The organism is Agrobacterium sp. ST15.13.013, assembly GCF_027956525.1.
Classification (GTDB): Bacteria; Pseudomonadota; Alphaproteobacteria; order Rhizobiales; family Rhizobiaceae; genus Agrobacterium; species Agrobacterium salinitolerans.
The window spans coordinates 291,202-315,959 of sequence record NZ_JAQKGP010000001.1 but is presented as its reverse complement, the minus strand read 5'-3'; the positions used below and the strand labels follow the sequence as shown (position 1 = coordinate 315,959).

Sequence of the window (24,758 nt, the reverse complement as noted above, 5' to 3'; positions counted from 1 at the left end):
GAGAAGAAACGCGCGGCACCCGTCAACGCCTGTCATTTGCCTTCAGAAAATCAAAGGCTTTCCAGTTCCTGACGATGCCGGTACATGGCGAGAAAACGACGATAATCCCGCTCATAACGGGGGCCACGCGCCGGATTACCTGATATTTCAGCATTGCCCGGATACATGGCGGCCCCTGCCGCCGCAAGGCTTGCATGCACCCCGCCAGCCGTCGCCGCCGTCATCGCCGTGCCGAGAAGTACCGCATCGGCGGTGGCGGGAACCACGATACGCTTGCCCGTCACATCGGCATAAAGCTCCATCAGCAGCGGGTTCTTCACATGCCCGCCGGTAACGTGCAGACTTTCCACCGCATAACCGAAACGCTCCATGGCGTCGAGCACATGGCGGGCGCCGAGCGCGATGGCGACGGCCGTGCGCCAGTAGAGACGGCAGAGACTGTCGAAAGAGGTATCCAAAGTCAGTCCGCTGATGACGCCGACGGCATGGGGATCGGCAAGCGGCGAGCGGTTGCCGTGGAAATCCGGCAGGACGTGCAGCCGCTCGGCGAAAGCCTCGCCCTCAAGCGCGCGCAATTCTGTTACCCGCGCAACGATGCGGGCATGTAGCGCCGTATCCGGCTCACCGCCTGCCGCATGCATGCGCACGATATGGTCGAGCAGCGCGCCGGTGGCCGATTGCCCGCCCTCCACCAGCCAGTGCCCGGGCAGGATCGCCTGCCAATAGGGGCCCCAGAGGCTGTGGCCGGGCATCTGCCGCTCCGACATGGCCACAAGGCAGCTCGATGTACCGGCGATCAGCGCCACATGCCGTCCCACATCCGCAGACAGGCAGCCGCCTAGCGCACCAAGCGCGCCAGCATAGGCGTCGATCATGCCCGCCGCCACCTGGCAGCCGGTATCGAGACCCAGTTCGGCGGCAGCTTCGGGCGAAAGCGGGCCAATGCTATCACCCGGCATTACCGTGGTCTCCGGCAGCCCTGCCCGCTCTCTCAAATCGGCAAGGCCCGCCAGTTCAAGATAATCCGCCTGCCAGCCGGGATTTTCCTGCGCCAGGAAATTCCACTTCGCCGTCTGCGTGCAATTTGAGCGCTGCGCTGAACCGGTCGCCTTCCAGGTCAGAAAATCCGCCAGATCGAAAGCGAAGCACATGCGCGACCAGCTTGCCGGCATATGCGTCTTCAGCCACATCAGCTTCGGCATCTGCATTTCCGGCGAGACGCTGTTGCCGGCGAAATCCAGCACCCGGTGGCCGGATGCTGTCAGCCGGTCGGCTTCGCCAATCGCCCGGTGATCGAGCCAGACGATAGTGTCGAAGCAGTCTTCGCCGGTAGTAGAAACCGAGACCGGCGCGCCCCGCCCATCGCGGATGACCAGCGAGCAGGTGGCGTCGAAACCGATTGCGGCAATGCTTTGCGATGAAACCCCGGCCTCGGCAAGCGCCGCCCTCACCACGATGCAGACCGCTTTCCATATGTCGGTGGAATCGTGCTCGGCGTGGTTTTCCTGCGGCCTCTGCATCAGGATCGGATGGGTGGATCGGGCAAGCAGTCGGCCCGCCGGATCAAAAACGCCGGCCCGGGCGCTGGCGGTGCCGACATCGACAGCGACGAGATTTTGACGCATCAAGACTGCAGTTCCATCCCTTGCGCAACGACCCGGCGACGGCGGCAGGCAAAATCTGCTTCAGCCCGCATCACGTTCCATTTGGCCGTCAAAACCGCCCTTCCCCACATAGCTTGCGACAAGTTGAACCAAATCCGGCATCGCGTCAAACACCACATTCGCCCCAAGCCCGGCGATCTTTTCACGGAATGCGGGAAAGCGCGCATGCGAACCGCCGGTAAAGGCAAAAACGCCCATGCCCGCCGCCTTTGCGGCGGCAATGCCGGCCGGGCTGTCCTCAATCACGATGCAGTGACGCGGCTCTACGCCCATTTCACGCGCCGCATGCAGGAAGAGGTCGGGCGCCGGCTTGCCGTTCTTCACCATCGTGGCGCTGAAGACATGGGGTTCGAATTTGTCGATCAGCCCGGTCAGCCCCAGCGAATAACGGATGCGCTCCGGCTGGCTTGAGGAGGCCACACAACGCCGCAGCGGCAGGAGCATGTCCAGCGTCTCGCCAATGCCGCCAATCGGCCGAAGCTCGGTGCGGAAACGCTCGAATAACGTCGCCCGCATGTGGTCGAGAAAATCGATGTCCGTCTCGACACCGTAATCCTCAAACAGCGTCGCCGTCATGCTGGCGACGCTGCGGCCGAGAAAGCGCTCATAGGCCTCTTCCTCCCCCATCGCCACGCCGAGATGGGAGAGCATGTCGAGAAGGACCGAAATGGAGACCGGCTCGCTGTCGACGAGAACGCCGTCGCAGTCGAAAATCAAAAGGGGCCCGGTCTCGTCTTCCATTTCGCGGTCACTCTTCAGCCAGCTTGTCATCCAGATAAAGCTTCAAGGTCTTCACCGTGCCGTCTTGCCACAGCGTCTTCAGTGCATGGGCAAAGCGTTTACGGAAAAGCTCCGATTCGGCAACCTCACCGAAAATATCGTCGAACACGAGAAAGGCCATCGGATCGTCCTTGGCCTTGATCGCCGCCGCATGAAGGCGCTCGGCGCTGGCATCGTTGAAGGCGATTTCCTTGCCGCTGTCGGAGGTGCCCTGGAAATAACGGCACCACAGCGCCGAAACCAGCGAAAGGCCGACAATATCCTCGCCGCGCGCCAGCCGGTCGGCGGTGGATGGCAGAATGAATTTCGGCTGGCGGTTGGAGCCGTCCTGCGCCAGGCGCGGAATGGTGTCGCCGATCTTCGGGTTGAGGAAACGGCGCTCGATCAGCGCGAAATAATCGGCGAGATTCGTATCGGGAACCGGTGGAATGACCGGAATGATCTCTTCATTTTCAAGCTTTGCCAGAAATGCCCGGATCAACGGATGTTCCATCGCCTCATGCACGAAATGAATGTCGAGCAGCGCCGCCGGATAGGCGATTGCCGCGTGGCCGCCATTGAGGATGCGGATTTTCATATGCTCATAGGGCGCGACATCTTTGACGAACTGCACGCCGGCCTTTTCCAGCGCCGGGCGACCGGCGGGGAAATTGTCTTCCATCACCCATTGCTTGAACTCCTCGCAGAAGACAGGCCAATTGTCCTCGATGCCGAAATCGTCGCGGGCGATATTGCGTTCGCGCTCCCCGGTGGCTGGTGTGATGCGGTCGACCATGGAATTGGGGAAAGCGACGTTTTCGCCGATCCAGTTGGCAAAGGCCGGGTCCGACAGGGCCGCAAGCCCGACCACCGCATTTTTCGTCACCTTGCCATTATGGGGAATGTTGTCGCAGGACATGACGGTGAAGGGTTGCAGCCCCTTGTCCCGCCGTGCCTTCAACCCGGCGACGATGAGGCCGAACACGGTTTTCGGTGAAGATGGGTGCCGGCCATCCTCGGCAATGGCCGGGTGCTGCGGATTGAAGGAACCGGAAGCATCGATGAAATAACCACCCTCGGTAATCGTCATCGAGACGATACGGATTTTCGGGTCGGCGAGCGTGTCGATGATGGCCTTCGTGTCGCCGACCGTCAGAATGTCGATCATCGGTCCGGTGACGCGCGCGCCGGTGCGGTTATTGTCCTGCTCCACCACCGTGGTCAGAAAATCCTGCGCGGCGAGTTTCTCGCGCATCACCGCATCAGATGGCAGAACCCCCGCGCCGATGATGGCGAAGTCGTGATCCGCACCCGTGTTGAACAGGTCATCCAGATAAACTGCCTGATGGGCGCGATGGAAATTGCCAACGCCGAAATGCACGATGCCGGCGGACAGATCGGCCCGGGAATAGGCCGGAACCGCCGCCGTCTTTCTGGCTTCGTCAAGCGTTGCGAGGGAGAGTTTGCATGTCATGTCACGATCCTCGAAGGGGAAACGTTGGTCTTGCCGATCGCCCTCTTGCCGGGCAATCGGCCTGTCGGAACACCGCCAGCTGCAAGAGGCAGTCAGGCGGCAAAGCTTTTTAGGGTCGCTTTCCCCTAGATCGCCTTGCCCTTGTCATCGAACCTGTGAATCTTGGTCTCATCGGGGGTAATGAAGACGGTATCGCCGTGTTTGCATTCGAACTCGCCATCGGTTCTGGCGGTAATCGGGCCGATGCCTTGGACGTCGAGATGCAGGAAGGTATCGGAGCCGAGATGTTCGGCGACGGTTACCTTGCCCTGCCACAGACCGGCCTCTTTCGACAGCGCCAGATGCTCCGGCCGCACCCCGGCGGTGGTGGCATTCTTGCTGCGGGCATAGTCGCTGGTAATGAGGTTCATGCGCGGCGAGCCGATGAAGCCGGCGACGAAGAGGTTGGCGGGCGAGCGGTAAAGCTCCATCGGTGAGCCGACCTGTTCGATATTGCCGCGGTTGAGGACAACGATCTTGTCGGCCATGGTCATGGCCTCGACCTGGTCGTGGGTGACGTAGATCATCGTCGTCTTCAGCGTGTTGTGCAGCTCGGAGATTTCCAGCCGCATGGTGCCGCGCAGCGCCGCATCGAGGTTGGAGAGCGGTTCGTCGAACAGGAAGGCCTTCGGTTCGCGCACGATGGCGCGGCCGATGGCGACGCGCTGGCGCTGGCCGCCGGACAGCTGCGAGGGCCGGCGTTCGAGATAATCGGTGAGGTTGAGAATGCGGGCGGCATCCTCGACCTTCTTCTCGATGACGGCCTTGTCGAGCTTGGCCATCTTCAGCGGGAAGGCGATGTTGTTGCGCACACTCATATGCGGATAAAGCGCATAGGACTGGAACACCATGGCAAGGCCGCGCTCGGCCGGCGCCTTTTCGGTGGCGTCCTTGCCGTCGATGACGATCTTGCCGCCGGAGACGTCCTCCAGTCCGGCGATGAGGCGCAAAAGCGTGGACTTGCCGCAGCCGGAGGGACCGACGAAGACGACGAATTCACCGTCGTGGATATCGAGATCGATCGACGGGATGACTTTCGCCTCACCGAAGAGCTTGGACACGGTCTGAAGGGAAATGCTGCCCATGTTTGTCGTTCCTTATTTCACGGCGCCGAAGGTCAGGCCACGCACGAGTTGTTTCTGCGAGAACCAGCCGATGACGAGAATGGGGGCGATCGCCATCATCGAGGCGGCCGAGAGTTTTGCCCAGAACAGTCCCTGCGGCGAAGAGAAGGAGGCGATGAAGGCCGTCAGCGGCGCCGCATTTGTGGTCGTCAGCCGGATCGTCCAAAAGGATTCGTTCCAGGCAAGGATGACGTTGAGAAGCAGCGTCGAGGCAATGCCCGGCACCGCCATTGGCGTCAGCACATGCACGATCTCGTTCCAGAGCGAGGCACCATCCATGCGCGCGGCCTCGAGGATCTCGCCGGGGATTTCGCGGAAATAGGTGTAGAGCATCCAGATGACGATCGGCAGGTTGATGAAGGTGAGCATGACGGTCAGCCCGATGCGGGTATCGAGCAGGCCGGCATTGCGGAAGATGAGGTAGATCGGCACCAGCACGGCAACCGCCGGCATCATCTTGGTGGAGAGCATCCACATCAGGATGTCCTTGGTGCGTTTGGTCGGCGAGAACGCCATGGCCCAGGCGGCGGGAATGGCGATGATGAGCGCGATGATCGTCGAGCCGAGCGACAGCACCACCGAGTTCATGAACGGCTTGAAGTAATCGCGCTGGGTTTGCACCGTCACGTAATTCTCAAGCGTGCCCGAGGGAATGAGGCTGAAGCCTGCGATCGCCTCCGGCTCTGTCTTGATGGATGTGAGGAAGGCATAGAGGATCGGGAAGAACAGCAAAAGCGCCACGGCCCATGCCGCGATGGAAAAGCCGATCTTTGCGCGAGTGGTTGTCTTGCGGGCCATGATGTTTCCCCTTTACCGGTCGAGGTTCTTGCCGACGGCGCGCATCAGGAAGATGGCGACGATATTGGCGAGGATGACGGCGATGATGCCGCCGGCCGAAGCGCCGCCGACGTCGTAGCCCAGAAGCGCCGTGCGATAGATGAGGAAGGCAAGGTTGGTGGAGGCGTAACCCGGGCCGCCATTGGTGGTGACGAGGATTTCCGCGTAAACGCCGAGCAGGAAGATCGTCTGGATCAGGATGACGACGGTGATGGCGCGCGACAGGTGCGGTAGGGTCAGATAGATGAAACGGTTGACGAAATTGGCGCCATCCATCTCGGCCGCTTCCTTCTGCTCGCCATCAAGCGACTGCAGGGCGGTCAAGAGAATGAGCGTCGCGAACGGCAGCCATTGCCAGGCGACGATGATGACGATGGAAAGCAGCGGAAACTGCGCGAACCAGTCCACCGGCTGGAAACCGAGGAAGCGGGCAAGGTCGGCCAGCACGCCGTAGCCGGGATGCATGATCATGTTCTTCCACACCAATGCTGCCACCGGCGGCATGACAAAGAAGGGCGAAATGATCATGATGCGCACGATGCCCTGACCGAAAATGTCATTGTCGAGCAGAAGCGCAATGGCGATGCCGCCAACCACCGTGATCAAAAGCACCCCGCCGACGATCAGCAGCGTGTTCCAGATCGACTGGAAGAAGGCCGGGTCGGTATAGAAATACTGGTAATTGAAAAGACCGGCGAAGCTGACATTGGCCGGGTTGAGGAGATTGTAGTTCTGGAACGAAAACCACAGGGTCATCGCCAAAGGCACGATCATCCACACCAGCAACAACAGCACCGACGGCGCAAGCATTACCCGCGCTAATCCGCTCGTGTTTCGGGTTGCCATTGCACTCACCTCCCCTTGGGCCTGGGCGTCACGACATGCGCCCGGCATATCCGGAAGAACCGGCTCATTCTTGTTTTGATGTGAAAGGCTTAAATGCCGCCGTACGGACCGCGGCTTCCGATCCCCAAGGTTCGCTGCCCGGCGTTGACACCGGACAGCGATCTTCAGGAGGATTACTTGATGTAGCCGGCGCGGGTCATTTCACGCGTCGCAGTCGACTGGGCGCTCGCAAGCGCATCATCGACGCTGGACTGGCCGGCAACAACCGCCGAGAATAGCTGGCCGACCGTGGTGCCAAGCGCCTGGAATTCAGGGATCGCCACGAACTGGCCGCCGGTATAAGGCACGGGCTTTACAGTCGGCTTGGTAATGTCGGCGGCGTCCATCGCGGCAAGCGTCGGTTTGGCGAAGGCGGCGGCCTTTTCATACTCGGCGTTCTTGTAAAGCGAGGTGCGGGTACCCGGAGGCACGTTTGCCCAGCCTTCCTTCGAAGCGACAAGCTCGGTGTAATCCTTGCTCGTCGCCCAGGAAATGAACTTCTCGGCCGCTTCCGCCTTCTGCGAGCTCTTCGGGATCGCGAGGTTCCACGACCACAGCCAGTTGCCGTGGTTCTTCAGTTCGCCATGCGTCGGGAACAACGCATAACCGACCTTGTCGGCAACGGTCGAATCCTTCGGGTTGGACACGAAGGAGGCAGCAACCGTGGCGTCGATCCACATGCCGCATTTGCCCTGCTGGAACAGCGTCAGGTTTTCGTTGAAGCCGTTGGAGGAAGCACCGGACGGGCCGGCATCCTTCATCAGGTCGACGTAGAACTGCAGGGAGCTCTTCCATTCCGGCTGGTCGAACTGCGGTTTCCAGTTTTCATCGAACCATCGGCCGCCGAAGGAGTTGTTGAGCGCGCTGATGAAGGCCATGTTTTCGCCCCAGCCGGCCTTGCCGCGCAGGCAGATGCCGTTGATATCGGCCTTGCGGTCGGTGATCTTGCGGGCGGCGTCGCCGATGAATTCCCAGGTCGGGTTTTCAGGCATCTTGAGGCCTGCTTTTTCGAACAGGTCCTTGCGATACATGATCATGGCGGATTCGCCATAGAAGGGCGCGGCGTAAAGTTTACCGTCCATGGAAAGACCGCCCCGGATCGCCGGCAGCAGATCGTCGACGTCATATTTGTCGCCGAGCTTTTCAAGCGGCAGCAGCCAGCCCTGCTTGGCCCAGATCGGCACTTCGTAGTTACCGATAGTCATGATGTCATATTGACCGCCGTTTGTGGCGATATCGGTCGTCACACGCTCGCGCAGGACGTTTTCTTCAAGCGTCACCCATTCGACCTTAATGTCAGGGTTCTTGGTGGTGAAGTCCGAGGTCAGACCCTGCATGCGGATCATGTCGCCGTTGTTCACGGTCGCGATGGTCAGCGTCTCGGCGGAAGCAAGGGTCGAAAAGGCGAGTGCCGAGCATGCGCCCAGCAAAATGGTCTTCAATGTCATATCTTCCTCCCAGAAGAAAAATGATGAGCATTCGCTTTGCTCTAGGGCATTTACTCACTTCATAAGCAAAAATGTCAAGCGACATCCTGTGCTGCGACGCACAGGGAAAAACCAAGCCATTGATTTTATGTGTTTAATTTTTGCTCAATGAGTGAGCAAATATTCGCTGGTAATCTCATCGGTGATGAGGCCGTTCAGCAGACCGCCCCTCAGCGCCGCCAGAATCGAAGCGTTCTTGCGTGCGCCCTGCGCCATGCCGATGACGGTGCAGGTCTCTCTTGAAGGGATGGGAACAGAGGCGACGCGCTCGTTGACGGCGTGCTCGAGAATGCGGCCATTGGCATCATACATCCAGCCGCAAATCTCTCCGATCGCCCCGCTCGCCATCAGCGCCTTCATCTCATCCACGCCGAGGAAACCATCGACGCAGAGCGGTGCATTCTCGCCGAGTTCACCGACACCGACGAAGGTGACATTGGCCGCGGACCCCAGCGCCAGCGTGGAGCGCACCATGGACTGGTCATGCAGCAATTCACGCTCTTCCGCAGAGGAACACAGAACCGGCAGCGGCATCGGAAAATGCCGGGCCTTGATGGCGTCCGCCATGCTGAAGATAACGTTATAATAGGCGGCCGAGCCATCCGGCCCGATATTACCCGTCAGCGACACGATACGGTGCTGCGGGCATTCCATCGGCGGCAGTTGGTCGACAGCGGCCTTCAAGGTACGGCCGGTGCCGATGGCGAGCACGATGGGATCGGCATTTTTCAGCCAGCGCTCGATTTCCGCCGCCCCGGCCTCGGCAATGCCGACAGTGGAGGAGACCCCGGCCGGATCGCTTGGCACCACCTCAATATATTTGAGGTCGAATTTCTCCTTCAGCCGTTCGGCTTTTTCGAGACAGGCGGCGATGGGGTGATCGAGCCGGACCTTGATCAACCGCTCGGCGACCGCAAGCGACACCAGCCGCTGCGCCGATTGCCGGGAAATGCCCATGGCAGCGGCGATCTCATCCTGCGTGCGGCCGGCGACATAATAAAGCCAGCCGGCGCGGGCCGCATCGTCCAGCCGTCCATGTGCGTCGTTTCGTCTGGCCATGCCGCCGCCCTTTGAGAATTATTCTTGCGCATTTGCTGGCATTTTTTTGCATCGGCTGTCAAACGTAGGATGAGGAAGAGAGCGGCAGTTAGCTGAAAATGATTGGCACGCCGGTACGGCGCGTTTCCTCTCCCCGGCGGGGCGCGCTGCAATATCCAGCGGCGGCATCGAGGTCGTCGTTGCGGCCTCTGGGCGGCTGCGCCGCCGTCGTCTCAATGGTCGTCGCATCCAGCACCGCGCCGCGCCGCAGGATCGGGCCGGCAGCGTCAAGCTGCCGGTCGAATTCACCAAACAGCTTCTCCAGAAGACCTTCGACGATCGGCAGGCTGCGGAAACGGCAAGGCCTGGAATGCTCGGGAACGACCTCTTGCAGTGCAAGTCCGATGAAATGCTTGAACGACAGCCGGTCGCCCAACGCCTCCTCAAGTTCCATCTCGGAAAACCCATAAAGCGACCGCAAAGCGGCGCCTTGAACTTCACCAGCGGCTCATAGGCCCGACGCCCGGCGCTTTTCTCATCACGAAGACGCGACAGAAGCTTCTCGAACTGCCGCGGCGAAGGCGAAAGCTGCAATCGCTCGCTTCCAAGGGCGATACGGTCCGTATGCTGCGCCAGATTTACTGTCCCGCCCCTCTGGGAAGGCGAACGAAGAACAGGGTTCTACAATTCCAAACTATTAGGATATTTTTTCCCTCTAAAAGATTTATTGGAACCGGATTTTATTCATACTATTTTTCACGCAATGCCAATTCTCGCTCTCGACGGGCGCCTCCTGTAGTTTCCCACGACAATCAAAAGGAAATGCCCATGGCCCTCTCTTTCTCCAGATTTACCGCAAAATTGATCGCCGGAGCCGTCGTCATCGCTTCGATGGCCACAGCAGCCCATGCGGATGCGACGCTCGACCGGATCAAGGGTCGCGGCAAGCTCACCGTCGGCGTCATCCTCTCCGGCGCGCCCTTCGGCTTCATCGACCCGAAGACACAGGAGCAGAAGGGTCTCAACATCGACGTCGCCAAGGCTCTGGCCGCCGGCCTCGGTGTCGAACTGGTCACCGAAACCGTGACCCCGCCCAACCGCGTTCAGTTCCTGCAGCAGGGCAAGGTCGATATTCTGATCGCCAACATGCAATACACGGAAGAACGCGCCAAAACGCTGGGCTACGTGCCTACCCCCTATGATCGCCAGGGCGGCGCCGCCATCGGCCGCAAGGACAGTGGCATCAAGGACTGGCCGGACCTGAAGGGTAAAATCGCCTGCGTTTCACAAGGCTCGAACTACACCCAGCCGCTGATCGAACAATATGGCGCGCAGGTGAAGGCGCTGCCGAGCCAGCCGGAATCGCTGCTGGCGCTCAAGGGCGGCAATTGCGATGTCTCCGTTCACGTCAACGGCACGCTGAGCCTGATGCTTCAGGACCGCGCCGATGAGTGGAAGGATTACGGCATCCTGATCCCCACCGACCTCATCCCTTCCGATTCCGTGATCTGGCTGCGCAAGGGTGAGGCTGACACACAGGCCGCTCTCGACAAGATCGTCAAGGACCTGCACGCTTCCGGCAAGATGCTCGAATTCGCCAAGGCCAACCGTCTGCCGAGCATCGGTTACATGGAAGAGCAGCAGAAGAAGCTTTCGGCCGCGCAATAAACGGCCAGACGGTCTTGGCTGTCCCGTCGCCTCCAGATGGCGGATGGCGTTTACGCCAACCCTCAAGAACGACCGGTTTCGCCTGTCGTTCTTTTTCGCTCTGCAAAACGGCAGGCCATTCCGGCGCCGCTCGCGAGGCGGCGCCCGCAATAAAAGCATGGATTTCCGATGCAGGATTCACTTACAGCGCGCTTTATAGAACTGGCTGCGCATTTCGGCCTCAACTATGATTTTCTGAACAGCGGGTATGAGGTTCAGATCTGGCTTGACGGCATGAAGATGACGCTCATCCTCGTCTCTGTCACCTTGCCGCTCAGCCTCGTCTTCGGCTTCATTTTCGCGGCCATGTTGACATCGGGCAAGAGCTGGCTTTCCGGTCCCGTGCGCGCCTATGTGGAACTGACACGCAACACGCCGACACTGGTGCAGCTGATGTGCGGGTTCCTCGTGCTTAACATGCTGATTTCCAATGCGCTGGGCGGCGCGCAGAACAATCCGCTAACACCCTTTTTCTGGGTGGTCGCCATCACCGGCCTGCATATTGCCGCTTTCCATGCGGAAGCGTTGCGCGGTGGTATCGAGGCGGTGCCGGCCACCACCATCGAGGCGGCGCGCGCGATCGGTTTCAGTTCATTCGAGATTTTACGCTATGTGGAGTTTCCGCTGGCGATCCGCACGGCGCTGCCCTCCATCATCAACAACCTCGTCAATCTGGTAAAGCTCACCACGGTCGGCTCGGCCATTGCGGTGGGTGAAATCACCTATGCCTCAATCCTGATCTGGACCCAGCGCGACAATGTGGTCGAGTTGATGCTCGTCATCCTCATCTTTTTCAGCGTCATCAATTTCATCGTCGCAAGGGCCGGTCTCTGGCTGGAGCGGCGTCTTGCTGTTCCGGGGTTTGGTCAATGAGTGCGGTGGTTTCTCCAACACAGGCGGTAAGGAAGCCGCCCTTCGGCACCATTCTGCTGCTCGGGGTGGTGATATCGGTCATCCTGTGGCTGATCCTCGATCCCTCGCTCGGCCAGGTGCTGCTGCAATGGCTGCCCTATCTTGCCAAGGGTTTCGCCATGAACGTGCTGATCAGCGTTCTGGCAATCGCCATCGGCACCTTCATCGGCGTCCTACTCGGCATCATGGAGCTTGCGCCCTATCGTCTCGTGCGCGCGCCGGCGCTTACCTATGTGCAAATCTTCCGCAACGCGCCGCATTTGGTGCTGATCTTTGCCGCGACCTACATCTTCCCCTTCGAGATTGTCGCCTTCGGCAACTACATTCCCTTCCCGGACTGGATCAAGGCCGTCGTCGGTCTCGCCATTCCGGCCAGCGCCCATATCGCCGAAATCACCCGCGGCGCCATCCAGTCCATTCCGACGGCGCAATGGGAAGCGGCGCAGGGCCTCGGTTTTTCGCACAACCAGACGCTGCGCTGGATCATCCTGCCGCAATGCGTGAAACGTTCGCTGCCGCCATGGATGAACCTCTACGCGTCGATCACCATGGGTACGGCGCTCGCCTCGCTGGTCGGCGTGCATGAACTTCTGCACGCCGCGACGGACGCCAGTACCGCCGTGCAGCGCAACGATTTCACCGTCGTGGTCTATCTCACCGTTCTGATGGCGTTCTTCCTGTTCTGCTATCCCGTCTCCCGTTTCACGCAGCGCCTGGAACGGCGCTTCGCTTCCCGCTGATTGGAACACGCCATGTCCGCACCCGCACCACAAACCGCCGAAAAAGCTCTGGTTGAACTGGAAGGCATACACCTGTCCTTCGGCGACAATCAGGTCCTGAAGGGCATCGATCTTACGGTCAACAAAGGCGACGCCGTCTCTATCATCGGCCCTTCCGGCTCCGGCAAATCCACCATCCTGCGCTGCATCAACGGCCTGCTCATTCCGCAATCGGGCAAGATCACCGTCGGCGGCACCCGCGTGGACCAGTTGAAGACCGAGGCTGAGCGCATTGCACTGCGCAAGCGCATTGGTATCGTTTTCCAGCAGTTCAATCTCTTTCCGCATCTGACGGTGATGGAAAATATCACCATTGCACCAATCAAGATTCTCGGCACGCCGAAGGCGGAAGCCGAGCGACATGCCCGCGAATTGCTGGAAAAAGTGCGCCTTTCCCAGAAGGTCGATGCCTATCCCGGCCAGCTTTCCGGCGGCCAGCAGCAGCGCGTGGCCATTGCCCGCGCACTTGCCATGCGGCCGGAACTGGTGTTGTTCGATGAGGTCACTTCCGCGCTCGACCCGGAAACCGTGGGCGAAGTGCTCGCCGTCATCCGCGATCTCGTCAATGACGGTATGACCAGCATTCTCGTCACGCACGAAATGCGTTTTGCCGAAGAAATCAGCGATAATATCGTCTTCACCGAAAACGGCCTGATCGTCGATCAGGGCACGCCGGAGCATATCTTCTACAAGTCGACCAATCCGCGCATCAACGCCTTCGTCAAGGGTCTTGGCGGACAGGTGGCGCGGGTGAATGACGGTGAAGGGATCTGACGCCATGGTCGCCGAGGAAAAACTCACCCTTCGTCTGGCCGAAGCGATTGCCGCATCTGACCCCCTGCGTGACGAAGAGGCTGTTACCATCGCCCGCACGGCGCTGATCGATTTTTTCGCCTGCGTGCTGGGCGGCGCTGCCGACAGAAGCACGAAAATCCTGATCGATACCTTCACGTCCGGCATACAGGGCGCAGCCGGAATCATCGGCCACGATCTTCGCACGGATGCCTTTACCGCCGCCCTCATCAACGGCCATGCCGGCCATGTGCTCGACTATGATGATGTCCATGGCAGCGTGCGCGGCCACCCCACTGTCGCCATCATCCCGGCTTTGCTGGCTATTGCGGTCGAAGAGGGATCAACGGCGGATGCCTTCATCGCCGCCTATATCGTCGGGCTTGAAACCATGGCGCGGATCGGCCTCTCGCTCGGCACCAGGCATTACGAAAACGGCTTCCACGCCACCGCTACGCTCGGCCCCATCGGCGCGGCAGCAGCGATCGCCCATCTCCTGAAATTCGATCTGCAGACCACGGCCGTGGCACTCGGGCTCGCGGCCACGCAATCGGCCGGGCTTCGTTTGCAATTCGGGTTCGACGCTAAGCCGCTGCATGCAGGGCTTGCCGCCCGCGCTGGCCTCACTGCTGCGCGGTTGGCGCGATCGGGCTTTCAGGGCGCGCCAGATTTTCTGGAAAACCCCATCGGTTTTTATTCCGCCTACGCCTTCGGCGCCGAGCAGCCGAAACGTGTACTCTCCGGCTGGGGCGCACCCTGGCAGATCGTCTCGCCCGGCCTCACCCTCAAGGCTTTTCCGTGCTGCACCGCCAGCCATCCCGTTGCTGTCGGCGCGCTGGCGTTGCGCAACAACCACGATCTGACGCCAGATGAGATCGAAACGGTCACCATCACCTTCCCGCCGGGCGGCGATGCCGCCCTCGTTGGCTCGGCCACGCCCGCGACGGGCATCGATGCACGCTTCAGCGCCGAATATGTCTTTGCCGCCGCGCTGACGGATGGAGCGCTCGGCATCGGCCATTTCGACGAACGCCCGACCCGCCTTGACCTTCTTGCCCTTTCCGCAAAAGTCTCACGCCGGCATGACGAAACCGCCCGCCGCCTCTCGCCCGATCCGACCACCCGGTTCGTGATCATCGACGTGACGAAGAAGGACGGCACGGTGCTGTCACGCCGTGTCGACGGCCTCCCCGGCATCGATGACCCGACCGAAAAATTTGCTGATGCGACCGGCGGCAATGAAAAATTCGCCAGCATCCCGGCACTGGTGCGGAGCATGAAGACCGCAACCGACCTCCGGAAGCTCGAGGCGCTTCTGACAACTGACATATAACTCGACCGACATGAAGGCATGATCCCCATGACCAATACGACCCGCGACAGACAGATGCATCTCGGCCTTTTCCTGCAAGGCGCCGGGCACCACGTTTCCGGCTGGCGTCACCCCGATGCGGAGGCCGGTAGCGAGAACTTGGATCTGCTCACCCGCGTCACAAAAATGGCGGAAGCCGCAAAATTCGACATGGTATTCCTCGCCGACGGCCTCACCAGCGGCGTCGACGCCCACCCTTCCATGATCGCGCGCTTTGAGCCGCTGACGTTGCTGGCGGCGCTTGCCATGGTGACTGACAAGATCGGTCTGGCCGCCACCGCCTCCACCACCTATGGCGAGCCGTACCACACCGCCCGCGCCTTCGCTTCCATCGATCATCTCAGCCATGGCCGCGCGGCGTGGAACATCGTCACCACCTCTTACGCTCGCACGGCGGCGAATTTTTCCAAGGACCATCCCGAGCATGACGAGCGTTATGCGGTGGCGGAAGAATATGTGAATGTGGTACGCGGCCTTTGGGACAGCTGGGATGATGACGCCTTCATCAAGGACAAGCAGGCGGGCCGCTACGTCGATCCAGAGAAAGTCCATATCCTCAACCACGAAGGCAAATATTTCACGGTCAAGGGGCCGCTCAATATTCCGCGCTCGCCGCAGGGCCACCCGGTTCTCATCCAGGCCGGCTCTTCCGGTCCCGGGCAGGATCTCGCGGCCCGCACCGCCGATATCGTCTTCACCGCCCAGCAGGCGATTTCCGAAGCACAGGCCTTCTATACCAGCCTCAAGGCTCGCGTGGCGAAATTCGGCCGCGATCCGGCCAGCGTCGCCGTCATGCCCGGTTTCATGCCGATTATCGGCATGAGCTTTGAAGAGGCTGGCGAAAAACTGAAGAAACTGAACCGTTGGACCGATATCAAGAGCGCCATGCCGCTGCTTGAGGAACGCATCGGCCACAGCCTCACGGATTACGATCTCGACGGCCCGCTGCCGGACCTGCCGATTTCCGACCAACTGCGCAGCCGCGCCGAACTTCTGACCGAACTGGCGCGCCGCGAAAAGCTGACGATCCGGGAACTGGCGCTGCGCGTCGCCGCCGGTCGCGGCCACCATATCGTCATGGGCACGGCCAAGGATGTCGCCGACCGCATGCAGGAATGGTTCGAAAACGGTGCGGCCGATGGCTTTAACGTCATGCCGCCCTTCTTCCCCGGCGGGTTGGAGGAATTCAACCGCGAGGTCGTTCCACTCCTGCAGGAGCGCGGCCTGTTCCGCAAGGACTACGAAGGCTCGACGCTGCGCGACCATCTCGGTATCGCAAGGCCGGCGCTGCGGTAAAAAAGCCATGCGGATGCCCGTTCAAAGGCATCCGCATCCACCGGATCTCATTCTCAAGCTGAAGCGGGCCTGAGCCTGCTCCTTTACGCGGCCGCCCGTGCCGATGGCTTGTCGCGCCGGGTGGTATTGGCGGTATCCGAGCGGGTGGACGATCCGTCCTCGCGTTGGACTGTGCGGCGGTTCAGCTTGAAGAGGCTGACGAGCTGTGCCAGCGCATCCGCTCCCTGCGCCAACGTGGTGCTGATCACCGTGGTGCGGGCGCTCATCGCCGCGTTTTCCTGCGTCATCCGGTCCAGCCGGTTGACTGCCTTGTTGATCTCGCTGATGCCGGCAGCCTGCTCGTCAGCCGCCTTGGCGATCATGTCGACATTGCCGTCAATGTGCCTGACCAGCGCGTCGATCTGCTTCAGCGCTTCGCCGGTTTCGCCCACCAGCCTGACGCCTTCCAGAACCTCGGTCCCGGAATTGTTGATCAACGCCTTGATTTCCTTGGCGGCATTGGCGGAACGCTGCGCCAGCTCGCGCACTTCCTGCGCCACGACGGCAAAACCTTTACCTGCATCGCCCGCCCGCGCGGCCTCCACACCGGCATTCAACGCCAGCAGGTTCGTCTGAAAGGCGATTTCGTCGATCACACCGATGATCTGACTGATTTCCCGCGAGGCCGTCTCGATACGCTGCATGGCGTCGACTGTCCGCTCCACGACCTCGGTGGAGGCCACGGTGGATGTCCGCGCGCTCTGAACCAGCTTGCGCGTCTCTTTCATGTTTTCAGTCGACGAACGCACCGTCGCGGTGATTTCTTCGAGTGCTGCCGAGGTCTCCTCAAGCGCCACCGCCTGCTCACGCGAACGTTCGGCGAGATTGACGGAGGCTTCGCTGACCTCCTGGCTGCTGCGGGTCAGGTCTCCGGTCTGGCCAAGAACGTTTTCCAGCGTCTTCTGGAATTCAGCGATCGATTTATTGAAATCGCGGCGCAGTCGTTCGAACTCGCCGACGAAGGGTTTGTCCAGCGTAATGCGGATATTGCATTGAGAAAGCCGCTCGAGCGCAGCACCAAGTTCCTCGACCGCATGCATCCGGTCCGTCACATCGAAAGCGAATTTCACGACCTTAAAGACACGACCCCGATCATCGATGATCGGATTATAGGAGGCCTGAATAAAAACGCGTTTGCCATCCTTGCCAAGGCGCATGAATTGCCCCGTCGAGAAATGTCCCTTTCCGAGTTCTTTCCAGAAATCCCGATAGTCCTGGGACTGGGCATAGGTCGGCTCGCAGAACATCGAATGATGTTTGCCGATGATGTCTTCCGCGGTGTAACCGAGCGTCGCGAGGAAATTTTCGTTGGCGCTGAGGATTTTTCCATCGGGCGTAAATTCGATCATGGCCTGCGCGCGGGAGAGCGCCGCCAGTTTCCCGTTATCCTCAGCGCTCCTGCGCTTGATCGAGGTGATGTCGGTTGCGATCTTGACCACCTTGTAGGGTTTACCGAAACGGAACACCGGGTTGTAGGAAGCCTCGATCCAGATTTCGTCGCCATTCTTGGCGCGACGACGATACTGGCCCTGATCGTATTCGCCACGCGACAGCTTCGCCCAGAAGCTTTTGTATTCAGGCGATGCCGAATCTTCGGGAGACAGGAACATGCTGTGGGCACGCCCAACGATTTCAGACTGCTGATAGCCGACGGTCTTGCAGAAATTATCGTTCGCTCTCAAAATCTTGCCGGTCAGATCGAACTCGATGATGGCCTGCGAGCGGCCAAGCGCATCAAGCACTGCAGAAGCGTCCGGACCAAGTTTAGAAAAGTAAGACATCTTTTTGAACCCTCAAACAGCAACCCATATGCAGACCTCTTTCACCCTCGAAATATAAGATGAAAAGCGGTTGGCCCGACTGTACGCGAAACTAGCCGGATACCGTTAAATAGCGATTAATAATGAACTATAACTATCGGTCTTGAACCTCATTAAACTGCCAATCTGCTTCACCGCGAATATATTCCCCTTGTCTGTTTCGGACCGCTTATTTGCCACAGTGCTGATATTTCTGCGCCAGCAACACGATACGGCCTTTCATCGCAGCGGCATTCATTGTTATGCGGGGTTGAAAGATTTGTGTTGCAGGAGCGCCGATGACCAAAACCCTGAAATGCGATGTGCTGGTGATCGGCACCGGCATTATCGGTTCCATGGCGGCCCTTTATCTGCAGAATGCCGGACGCGAAGTGGTGCTTCTTGAGCGCGGCGAGGTTGCCCGGGGCGCGAGTTCCGGCAATGCCGGCATTCTGGCCTTCCCCGAAATCATCCCCATTCCCGCTCCCGGAATCATGAAAAAAGCGCCGCGCTGGCTGTTCGATCCGCTCGGCCCACTTAGCGTGCCGCCGGCCTATGCGGCGAAGATCGCACCCTGGCTGTGGCGCTTCTGGCGGGCGAGCGCCGAGCGCAGCTTTCGCCATGGGCTGAAGTCACTTACCGATCTCAACCGGCTCGCTGCCATGGAAATGGCCCATGTCGCGGCGATGCCTGAAGTCTCGCACCTCGTTTCGAAAACCGGAACGCTCGATCTTTACGACAGCGAGGCAAGTCTCAATGCCGCCCGCAGGGACTGGGACGAAAAGGAAAGCGCCGGCTTCACCTTCCAGCGCGTCGGCCGCCCCGAAATCGAGGAACTTCAACCGGGTCTCGCGCACCAGTTCCGCCATGCCATGTTTTCGCCGGACGGTCTGCAGGTTTCCGACCCTTACGACTTCACCCGTGCCATTTTCGATCTGGTAATCGCCCGCGGCGCCAGCCTGCGCAAGGGCGAGGCCGAACGCATTGATGCTGTCGGCGAAAGTACGATCGTGACGCTGGAAAATGGTGACAAGATCGATGCCGACAGGGTGGTTATCGCCTGCGGCGCCTGGTCGAGAAAACTTGTCGCGACGCTTGGCAGCATCGTGCCGCTGGAAACGGAACGTGGTTACAACACCACCCTTTCCCCCAACGCTTTCAACCTGACGCGCCAGCTTTATTTCAACGACCATGGTTTCGTGGTCACCCCGCTATCGACAGGTATCCGCATTGGCGGCGCGGTCGAACTTGGCGGGCTGGAACTGAAACCGAATTTCCGCCGTGCCGAAGCCATGCTGAAAAAAGCAGGACGTTTCCTGCCCGGCCTCAAACTGGAAGGCGGGAAACAATGGATGGGATTCCGGCCGTCCATGCCGGACTGTCTTCCCGTCATCGGTACGGCGCGCGCCACGCCGTCCGTCATCTATGCCTTCGGACACGGCCATCTCGGGCTGACGCAATCGGCAGCCACAGCCCGTCTGGTGACGCAACTGGCCAGCGGGGAGGATACGGAAATCTCGATCGATCCTTTCCGGCCGGGGCGTTTTTCCTGAGTTCAGGAAGACGGGACTATTTCACCGGCTGCATGGAATCGTCCGGAAACGCCACCTCGGCGAAGGACGGATAGACCTTGCGAAGGATGGTGACCTGCTGCTGGTCGCTTACCCGCAGCAAATACCAGTCTGCACCGTCCATCAACGCCAGCGTATGGGATTTCGCCTCGATCGTCTGGCCGCCGGTTTCCATCACCGTCCTGGTCGGAATGAGGGCATAGGGCGTTCCATCAGGCGTTTGCGCAAGGCTGATCGCCTGCATATCCATGGTGAATTCGGTTATCTTGACCGCCGCGAGCGCCATCTGCATCTGCGCGGTCAAAGCGCCGCGCAATTGCTCCACGGTAATGCCGGCGTCGCGGGCGATGAATTCAAAGATTTTCGGCGGTACAGTCTTGCCGACGACATCAAAATCCTGCGCGCTCAAAGCCGTCTGGAAGCGCTCGATCTGTGTGCGAAGCCCCTCCTGCTCTGCAGGTGAGAGATCGCGTGACAAAGCAGGATGCGCAATCGCCGCCAGCAGAAACAGACAATAGAGCAGACGCTTCATGACCTGGCCTTTCCGGTTATCCGGCATCCGCCCGGCCCCCGGAAAGGGAACCGCTCATGAACAGGATTTTTCAGCGCAGCAGAAAGAAACCCGCAGCCGACAGCACCACGAAGACGACCAGGCCGCCAAGGAAGCCGGCAGTGGTGAAGAAACCGGCGACCATGGCCAGCATCAGCACGCACAGCATCATCGTGCCGTACTTCGTCAAGGCCAGAAAACCGTTATAGGTCTTTTCGTGCTCGGCGTAGTTCATTTCGGCGCCGACTTCGACAGGACCTGTGTGGTGTTCGCTCATTCCGCTTCCCCTTATGCTCCATCCGCCATGCCCGCCATACGGGAAATCTGCCCGTGGACGATCTCGGGCCCATGCCGGATTCTCCATCGCCAGAGGTAACATGAAGTCGTGGCGAAGTGCAATGCATCGTCACCCGCCCATTCTCTTCCGGCAAGGCTGGAAAAGTAAAATTAATGCGCTGCAAAAAAGGAGCATGATATAGCGCGCAACACAAAATAAGTGCACGATGAATAGTCACAGGCGCCGCCCGTGCGGGATTCCCGGAGGAAGGGCGACCGTTCGGAGTTGCTTTTTGAAATGCTGTTGAATAAGCACCTGCAAACAAGAAAAAAATCGGACTTGCCAGGCAACAGGGCAAATAAAACGCCGATAAAAAAGCTGCGGACCGGACCCTGGCTCTGGTCCTGAGGAGGGGAAAGTGAAGTTCTTATTGGGAATAAGCCGGGCCGTTGACACGGTCACCACGGTTATCGGTCAATCTGTGTCCTGGTTATTGCTAGCGGCGGTGCTGATCAGCGCCACAAACGCCGTGGTGCGCAAGATGTTCGACATATCGTCGAATGCATGGCTCGAAGTGCAATGGTATCTCTATGGCGCTGTTTTCATGCTGGCGGCGGCTTACGCGCTCCTGAAGAACGAGCATGTCAGGATCGACATATTGTCCTCCACATGGTCGAAGCGCACACGTGACATCGTTGACTTCGTCCTTCACATTGTTTTCCTGGTCCCCTTCGCTGGCCTGATGTCCTATCTCGCCTGGCCGTGGTTCTGGAATTCCTTCAACTCCGGAGAAATGTCCTCCAATGCCGGCGGCCTGATCATCTGGCCTGCCAAGCTCGTCGTCCTTCTGGGCTTCTCCCTGCTTCTGGTTCAGGCATTTTCGGAGATCATCAAGCGCTATGCGGTGATTGCCGGATATATTGCCGATCCGCGTGAAACGGTGCTTTCGGAAACCGACACGGAAACCAACGGAACGGCAGGGAGCTGACATGATAGATCTGATTGCGCATAACCTGCCGCTGGTGATGTTCAGTAGCGTGATGCTGCTGCTGCTGCTGGGTTACCCTGTCGCCTTCACGCTTGCCGCCGGCGGCCTCATTTATTTCGTGCTTGGCGTGGAGCTTTCATGGATTTCCCCTGAAATCCGCCTCTTCTGGCCGCTGCTGCAATCCCATCCCGAACGAATCTACGGCATCATGTATAATGATACGTTGCTGTCGATCCCGTTTTTTACGTTCATGGGCATCATTCTTGAGCGATCCCGCATGGCGGAAGATCTTCTCGATACGATAGGACAATTATTCGGCCCGATCCGCGGCGGCCTCGCCTATGCGGTCATTCTCGTCGGCGCGCTGCTGGGAGCCACCACTGGCGTTGTGGCGGCTTCCGTGATGGCCATGGGGCTCATCTCGCTGCCGATCATGATGCGATACGGTTATAATCGCCCCCTCGTCGCGGGTACGATCGCCGCCTCGGGCACTCTTGCGCAGATTGTCCCCCCGTCCCTCGTCCTGATCGTCATGGCGGACCAGCTCGGCCGCTCCGTCGGCGACATGTATGTCGGCGCTCTTTATCCCGCTCTTTTGATCATCGCGAGCTATTGCGCCTATATTTTCGCAGTCTCCATTTTCAAACCGTCGCTCGTCCCTGCCCTTCCGAAAGAAGCGCGCACGCTCGGCAACGGCGTGACCTCGCTTTTCGTGATGATCGCCGTTTCGGTGGCGCTCTATTTCATAGGAATGCACCTCCTTTTCACGGGCATGGCCAGTCCGGAGTGGCGACTGGTCGCTGCACTCGCCTTCGCCGTCTTCACGGTTTATCTGGTTGCGCTTTTTAACAGCATCGCAAGCAGGAAGGTCATTTCCCGCCTCGCGGAACAGGTCATTATCGTTCTTGTGCCGCCGCTGGCGCTCATCTTCCTTGTGCTCGGCACCATCTTCCTCGGCATCGCGACGCCAACAGAAGGCGGCGCAATGGGCGCGACCGGGGCGCTGATCCTCGCACTTGCCAAGGGCAGGCTTTCGCTTGCGACGATCAAGAATGCGCTGGATGCGACGACGAAGCTTTCTGCCTTCGTCATGATGATCCTCATCGGCGCACGCGTCTTCGGCCTTACGTTCTATGGTATCAACGGCAATGTCTGGATCGAGGAACTGTTGCTTGCCCTGCCCGGCGGCGAATACGGCTTTCTGGTCGTGGTCACGATCATTATTTTCATTCTCGGCTGTTTTCTCGACTTCTTCGAAATCGCCTTTATCATGGTCCCGTTGCTGGCACCGGTCGCGGACAAGCTCGGGATCGATCTCGTCTGGTTCGGCATCATTCTCGGCATCAATCTGCAAACCTCGTTCCTGACACCGCCCTTCGGTTTCTCGCTGTTCTTCCTGCGCTCCATCGCCCCGAACGCCGCATGGGTGGATAAGGTGACAGGCAAAAAAATGCCTGGTGTAAAAACGACGGAGATCTACAGGGGCGTCTTGCCCTATATCGTCATCCAGTTCGTGATGATCCTTGTCGTCATCGCATTCCCCGGCCTGGTGCTGACCTACAAGAGCGGCCATACCAGCGTCGATCCCAATAGCGTCAAGATCGAGATACCCGGTGGCCCGGGAGGCAGCGGCCTGTCCCTGCCACCGCTTGGCGGCGGCGGCGCCTCTCCGCAGCAGCCATCCATGGGCTTGCCGCCGCTCAATCTCGGCGGCCCCGCGGCGGCGCCGTCGGGTCAGGAAAGCGGTGCGCCGACCTCACCGCCCTCCCTTGGCCTGCCGCCCCTAAACCTGGGTGGACCGCAACCCCAGCAGCCTGCGCAGAATAGCCAGCCCGATCTCAGCCAACCGCCGAAGATCGGACCGTAACGGCGCGGCGCGGCATCAATAGGGACGTCGTCCGAAGCCGCGCCCCCTTGAAAACCCCACCTTGGAACCATTGCAACAAAGACACAAAAAGCCCCGGAGACCGAAATCTCCGGGGCTTTTTGTCCGGTCCGCCTTTTACCGAAAGATCACAGCTTTCCGTTGCGCTGCTGAATCATCATGAACGTGTCAAATGTATATTCCGCAAGCTGCATCCAGAGATAACCCTCGCGCTTGAAGGCCACCTGATCCTCATAAATCTTCTTGAAATCAGGGTTGTTAGCCGAGATGCCAGCATAAACTTCCAGCGCCGCCTTGTAGCAGGCCTCAAGAATTTCCTGGCTGAACGGCCGCAGCACAGCTCCCTCGGCCACCAGCTGTCGCACGGCGGTCGGGTTCTTGGCGTCGTATTTCGCCATCATGCTGGTGTTGGCGAAAGCGCAGGCATCCTGCAACGCAGCCTGATAATTCTTCGGCAGGTTGTTCCATTTTTCCAGATTGACGAAGGAATGGATGACCGGACCGCCTTCCCAGAAGGCTGGGTAATAATAATATTTGGCCACCTTGTAGAAACCGAGCTTGTGGTCGTCATAAGGTCCGACCCATTCCGCCGCGTCGATGGTGCCTTTTTCCAGTGCTGGATAAATGTCGCCGCCGGCGATCTGCTGCGGCACCACGCCCAGCTTTTCCACCACCTTGCCGGCGAGACCGGCAATGCGCATCTTCACGCCCTTGAAATCGTCGACGGTGTTGATTTCCTTGCGGAACCAGCCGCCCATCTGGGCGCCGGTATTGCCCGCAATCATGCCATAGAGATTGTGCTTGGCGTAAAACTCGTTGAGCAGCTTGTTGCCGTTGCCTTCATAGAACCATGAATTGGTCAGGCGGGCATTGAGGCCGAAAGGTATCGCCGTGCCGATGGCGAAGGTCGGATCCTTGCCGACGTAATAATATGAGCAGGTGTGGCACATTTCCACCGTGCCGGAAGACACCGCATCGGCGGCCTGCAGGCCGGGCACGATTTCGCCGGCGGCGAAGGTTTGAATGGTGAAATTACCGTCGGTTGCGGCTGCAACATGCTTGGCAATATCTTCCGCGCCACCATAGATCGTGTCCAGCGATTTCGGAAACGACGACGTCAGGCGCCAGGTGATCTTGGTATTCTGCTGTGCAATGGCGGGCGCAGCCAGAGCTGCCGTTGCAGCTCCCGCAAGCGCGCCCTTTTTGATAAAGGAACGGCGATCCATCTATATCCTCCCAGATATGAACGCTGCCCGCAGCTTTGAATTCCCCTCGGTGCTGTTCAGGCATCGCAGCAAAGTAAGCACGGTTACGACCCGGCTGACAAGCACCCGCACCAAGAATTAATCGCAGAAATACCGGCCTTTCCGGGATTCTTCGGGAACTTTTCTTCGCATTTTATTTTCAACTGAAATATCCCGGCATCGCCTTATACTTTAGGCGCATAAAGACCCTCCGGAACGCAAAACGTATGCTTGACTTGA

The 24,758-nt window shown here is 59.5% G+C and carries 21 protein-coding genes and 1 pseudogene; 9 read left to right on the top strand and 13 right to left on the bottom strand.

Annotation, left to right across the window (positions count from 1 at the left end):
• Positions 1 to 50 precede the first annotated feature (50 nt).
• The 9 genes and pseudogenes from PL597_RS01520 to PL597_RS01480 all read right to left on the bottom strand — a co-directional run.
• The gene (locus PL597_RS01520; RefSeq protein WP_162520357.1) at positions 51 to 1,625 is read right to left on the bottom strand and encodes an FGGY-family carbohydrate kinase; all 1,575 of its coding nucleotides are present in this window, start codon (positions 1,623 to 1,625) and stop codon (positions 51 to 53) included.
• A gap of 60 nt (positions 1,626 to 1,685) precedes the next feature.
• On the bottom strand, positions 1,686 to 2,405 hold the full coding sequence (locus PL597_RS01515) for an HAD family hydrolase (protein WP_142912104.1): 720 nt from the start codon (positions 2,403 to 2,405) through the stop codon (positions 1,686 to 1,688).
• 7 nt (positions 2,406 to 2,412) lie between these two features.
• Positions 2,413 to 3,897 carry a mannitol dehydrogenase family protein gene (locus PL597_RS01510; RefSeq protein WP_142911946.1) on the bottom strand — a complete coding sequence of 495 codons (1,485 nt, stop codon included), beginning with the start codon at positions 3,895 to 3,897 and terminating at the stop codon, positions 2,413 to 2,415.
• Between the two features lie 125 nt (positions 3,898 to 4,022).
• The gene (locus PL597_RS01505; RefSeq protein ID WP_271364460.1) at positions 4,023 to 5,021 is read right to left on the bottom strand and encodes an ABC transporter ATP-binding protein; all 999 of its coding nucleotides are present in this window, start codon (positions 5,019 to 5,021) and stop codon (positions 4,023 to 4,025) included.
• A gap of 12 nt (positions 5,022 to 5,033) precedes the next feature.
• Complete coding sequence (locus tag PL597_RS01500; RefSeq protein WP_137411722.1) at positions 5,034 to 5,858, bottom strand: carbohydrate ABC transporter permease; 825 nt, start codon at positions 5,856 to 5,858, stop codon at positions 5,034 to 5,036.
• Positions 5,859 to 5,870: 12 nt separating this feature from the next.
• Entirely contained in the window at positions 5,871 to 6,743 is an 873-nt protein-coding gene (locus tag PL597_RS01495) for a carbohydrate ABC transporter permease (protein WP_077985038.1), read from the bottom strand.
• A gap of 173 nt (positions 6,744 to 6,916) precedes the next feature.
• On the bottom strand, positions 6,917 to 8,230 hold the full coding sequence (locus PL597_RS01490; RefSeq protein ID WP_271364459.1) for an ABC transporter substrate-binding protein: 1,314 nt from the start codon (positions 8,228 to 8,230) through the stop codon (positions 6,917 to 6,919).
• A gap of 144 nt (positions 8,231 to 8,374) precedes the next feature.
• Complete coding sequence (locus PL597_RS01485; RefSeq protein ID WP_271364458.1) at positions 8,375 to 9,328, bottom strand: sugar-binding transcriptional regulator; 954 nt, start codon at positions 9,326 to 9,328, stop codon at positions 8,375 to 8,377.
• Between the two features lie 124 nt (positions 9,329 to 9,452).
• Positions 9,453 to 9,877: pseudogene (locus PL597_RS01480) on the bottom strand (transposase); the annotation flags it as partial.
• A gap of 258 nt (positions 9,878 to 10,135) precedes the next feature.
• Here PL597_RS01480 and PL597_RS01475 point away from each other — a divergent pair.
• From PL597_RS01475 to PL597_RS01450, 6 genes are all read left to right on the top strand, one after another.
• Positions 10,136 to 10,975 (top strand): transporter substrate-binding domain-containing protein, encoded by an 840-nt coding sequence (locus PL597_RS01475; RefSeq protein WP_080795754.1) that lies wholly within the window; start codon positions 10,136 to 10,138, stop codon positions 10,973 to 10,975.
• Positions 10,976 to 11,143: 168 nt separating this feature from the next.
• A complete protein-coding gene (locus PL597_RS01470; RefSeq protein WP_137411585.1) occupies positions 11,144 to 11,887 on the top strand; it encodes an amino acid ABC transporter permease in 744 nt (247 codons plus the stop codon).
• Complete coding sequence (locus PL597_RS01465; protein WP_271364457.1) at positions 11,884 to 12,666, top strand: amino acid ABC transporter permease; 783 nt, start codon at positions 11,884 to 11,886, stop codon at positions 12,664 to 12,666. Before PL597_RS01470 ends, PL597_RS01465 begins: the two co-directional genes overlap by 4 nt.
• A gap of 12 nt (positions 12,667 to 12,678) precedes the next feature.
• Positions 12,679 to 13,479 (top strand): amino acid ABC transporter ATP-binding protein, encoded by an 801-nt coding sequence (locus PL597_RS01460; protein ID WP_137411584.1) that lies wholly within the window; start codon positions 12,679 to 12,681, stop codon positions 13,477 to 13,479.
• 4 nt (positions 13,480 to 13,483) lie between these two features.
• A complete protein-coding gene (locus tag PL597_RS01455; RefSeq protein WP_271364482.1) occupies positions 13,484 to 14,830 on the top strand; it encodes an MmgE/PrpD family protein in 1,347 nt (448 codons plus the stop codon).
• Positions 14,831 to 14,848: 18 nt separating this feature from the next.
• Positions 14,849 to 16,165 carry an LLM class flavin-dependent oxidoreductase gene (locus PL597_RS01450; protein WP_271364456.1) on the top strand — a complete coding sequence of 439 codons (1,317 nt, stop codon included), beginning with the start codon at positions 14,849 to 14,851 and terminating at the stop codon, positions 16,163 to 16,165.
• 83 nt (positions 16,166 to 16,248) lie between these two features.
• Here the strand turns inward: PL597_RS01450 and PL597_RS01445 are convergent, their stop codons facing one another.
• A complete protein-coding gene (locus PL597_RS01445; RefSeq protein ID WP_077985044.1) occupies positions 16,249 to 17,985 on the bottom strand; it encodes a methyl-accepting chemotaxis protein in 1,737 nt (578 codons plus the stop codon).
• Positions 17,986 to 18,302: 317 nt separating this feature from the next.
• Between PL597_RS01445 and PL597_RS01440 the strand changes: the two genes are divergently transcribed.
• The gene (locus PL597_RS01440) at positions 18,303 to 19,556 is read left to right on the top strand and encodes an NAD(P)/FAD-dependent oxidoreductase (RefSeq protein ID WP_271364455.1); all 1,254 of its coding nucleotides are present in this window, start codon (positions 18,303 to 18,305) and stop codon (positions 19,554 to 19,556) included.
• Between the two features lie 16 nt (positions 19,557 to 19,572).
• On the opposite strand, the gene PL597_RS01435 is transcribed toward PL597_RS01440, so the two are convergent.
• Together PL597_RS01435 and PL597_RS01430 are read right to left on the bottom strand one after the other, a co-directional pair.
• Positions 19,573 to 20,106 (bottom strand): hypothetical protein, encoded by a 534-nt coding sequence (locus PL597_RS01435; protein WP_165691340.1) that lies wholly within the window; start codon positions 20,104 to 20,106, stop codon positions 19,573 to 19,575.
• A 70-nt stretch (positions 20,107 to 20,176) separates the two neighbouring features.
• The gene (locus PL597_RS01430; protein WP_003524572.1) at positions 20,177 to 20,401 is read right to left on the bottom strand and encodes an aa3-type cytochrome c oxidase subunit IV; all 225 of its coding nucleotides are present in this window, start codon (positions 20,399 to 20,401) and stop codon (positions 20,177 to 20,179) included.
• A 418-nt stretch (positions 20,402 to 20,819) separates the two neighbouring features.
• Here PL597_RS01430 and PL597_RS01425 point away from each other — a divergent pair, with 418 nt between their 5' ends.
• Both PL597_RS01425 and PL597_RS01420 read left to right on the top strand, forming a co-directional pair.
• On the top strand, positions 20,820 to 21,389 hold the full coding sequence (locus PL597_RS01425; RefSeq protein WP_236760805.1) for a TRAP transporter small permease subunit: 570 nt from the start codon (positions 20,820 to 20,822) through the stop codon (positions 21,387 to 21,389).
• A 1-nt stretch (position 21,390) separates the two neighbouring features.
• Positions 21,391 to 23,256 carry a TRAP transporter large permease gene (locus PL597_RS01420; RefSeq protein WP_269823547.1) on the top strand — a complete coding sequence of 622 codons (1,866 nt, stop codon included), beginning with the start codon at positions 21,391 to 21,393 and terminating at the stop codon, positions 23,254 to 23,256.
• 146 nt (positions 23,257 to 23,402) lie between these two features.
• On the opposite strand, the gene PL597_RS01415 is transcribed toward PL597_RS01420, so the two are convergent.
• Positions 23,403 to 24,500 (bottom strand): TRAP transporter substrate-binding protein, encoded by a 1,098-nt coding sequence (locus PL597_RS01415; protein ID WP_271364454.1) that lies wholly within the window; start codon positions 24,498 to 24,500, stop codon positions 23,403 to 23,405.
• Positions 24,501 to 24,758 lie beyond the last annotated feature (258 nt).

Coding starts and splice junctions, on each gene's coding strand:
- PL597_RS01450 (WP_271364456.1), top strand. CDS start 14,849: ATGATCCCCATGACCAATACGACCCGCGACAGACAGATGCATCTCGGC.
- PL597_RS01415 (WP_271364454.1), bottom strand. CDS start 24,500: ATGGATCGCCGTTCCTTTATCAAAAAGGGCGCGCTTGCGGGAGCTGCA.
- PL597_RS01515 (WP_142912104.1), bottom strand. CDS start 2,405: ATGGAAGACGAGACCGGGCCCCTTTTGATTTTCGACTGCGACGGCGTT.
- PL597_RS01495 (WP_077985038.1), bottom strand. CDS start 6,743: ATGGCAACCCGAAACACGAGCGGATTAGCGCGGGTAATGCTTGCGCCG.
- PL597_RS01455 (WP_271364482.1), top strand. CDS start 13,484: ATGGTCGCCGAGGAAAAACTCACCCTTCGTCTGGCCGAAGCGATTGCC.
- PL597_RS01500 (WP_137411722.1), bottom strand. CDS start 5,858: ATGGCCCGCAAGACAACCACTCGCGCAAAGATCGGCTTTTCCATCGCG.
- PL597_RS01485 (WP_271364458.1), bottom strand. CDS start 9,328: ATGGCCAGACGAAACGACGCACATGGACGGCTGGACGATGCGGCCCGC.
- PL597_RS01510 (WP_142911946.1), bottom strand. CDS start 3,897: ATGACATGCAAACTCTCCCTCGCAACGCTTGACGAAGCCAGAAAGACG.
- PL597_RS01435 (WP_165691340.1), bottom strand. CDS start 20,106: ATGAAGCGTCTGCTCTATTGTCTGTTTCTGCTGGCGGCGATTGCGCAT.
- PL597_RS01460 (WP_137411584.1), top strand. CDS start 12,679: ATGTCCGCACCCGCACCACAAACCGCCGAAAAAGCTCTGGTTGAACTG.
- PL597_RS01490 (WP_271364459.1), bottom strand. CDS start 8,230: ATGACATTGAAGACCATTTTGCTGGGCGCATGCTCGGCACTCGCCTTT.
- PL597_RS01445 (WP_077985044.1), bottom strand. CDS start 17,985: ATGTCTTACTTTTCTAAACTTGGTCCGGACGCTTCTGCAGTGCTTGAT.
- PL597_RS01440 (WP_271364455.1), top strand. CDS start 18,303: ATGACCAAAACCCTGAAATGCGATGTGCTGGTGATCGGCACCGGCATT.
- PL597_RS01430 (WP_003524572.1), bottom strand. CDS start 20,401: ATGAGCGAACACCACACAGGTCCTGTCGAAGTCGGCGCCGAAATGAAC.
- PL597_RS01470 (WP_137411585.1), top strand. CDS start 11,144: ATGCAGGATTCACTTACAGCGCGCTTTATAGAACTGGCTGCGCATTTC.
- PL597_RS01420 (WP_269823547.1), top strand. CDS start 21,391: ATGATAGATCTGATTGCGCATAACCTGCCGCTGGTGATGTTCAGTAGC.
- PL597_RS01505 (WP_271364460.1), bottom strand. CDS start 5,021: ATGGGCAGCATTTCCCTTCAGACCGTGTCCAAGCTCTTCGGTGAGGCG.
- PL597_RS01520 (WP_162520357.1), bottom strand. CDS start 1,625: ATGCGTCAAAATCTCGTCGCTGTCGATGTCGGCACCGCCAGCGCCCGG.
- PL597_RS01465 (WP_271364457.1), top strand. CDS start 11,884: ATGAGTGCGGTGGTTTCTCCAACACAGGCGGTAAGGAAGCCGCCCTTC.
- PL597_RS01475 (WP_080795754.1), top strand. CDS start 10,136: ATGGCCCTCTCTTTCTCCAGATTTACCGCAAAATTGATCGCCGGAGCC.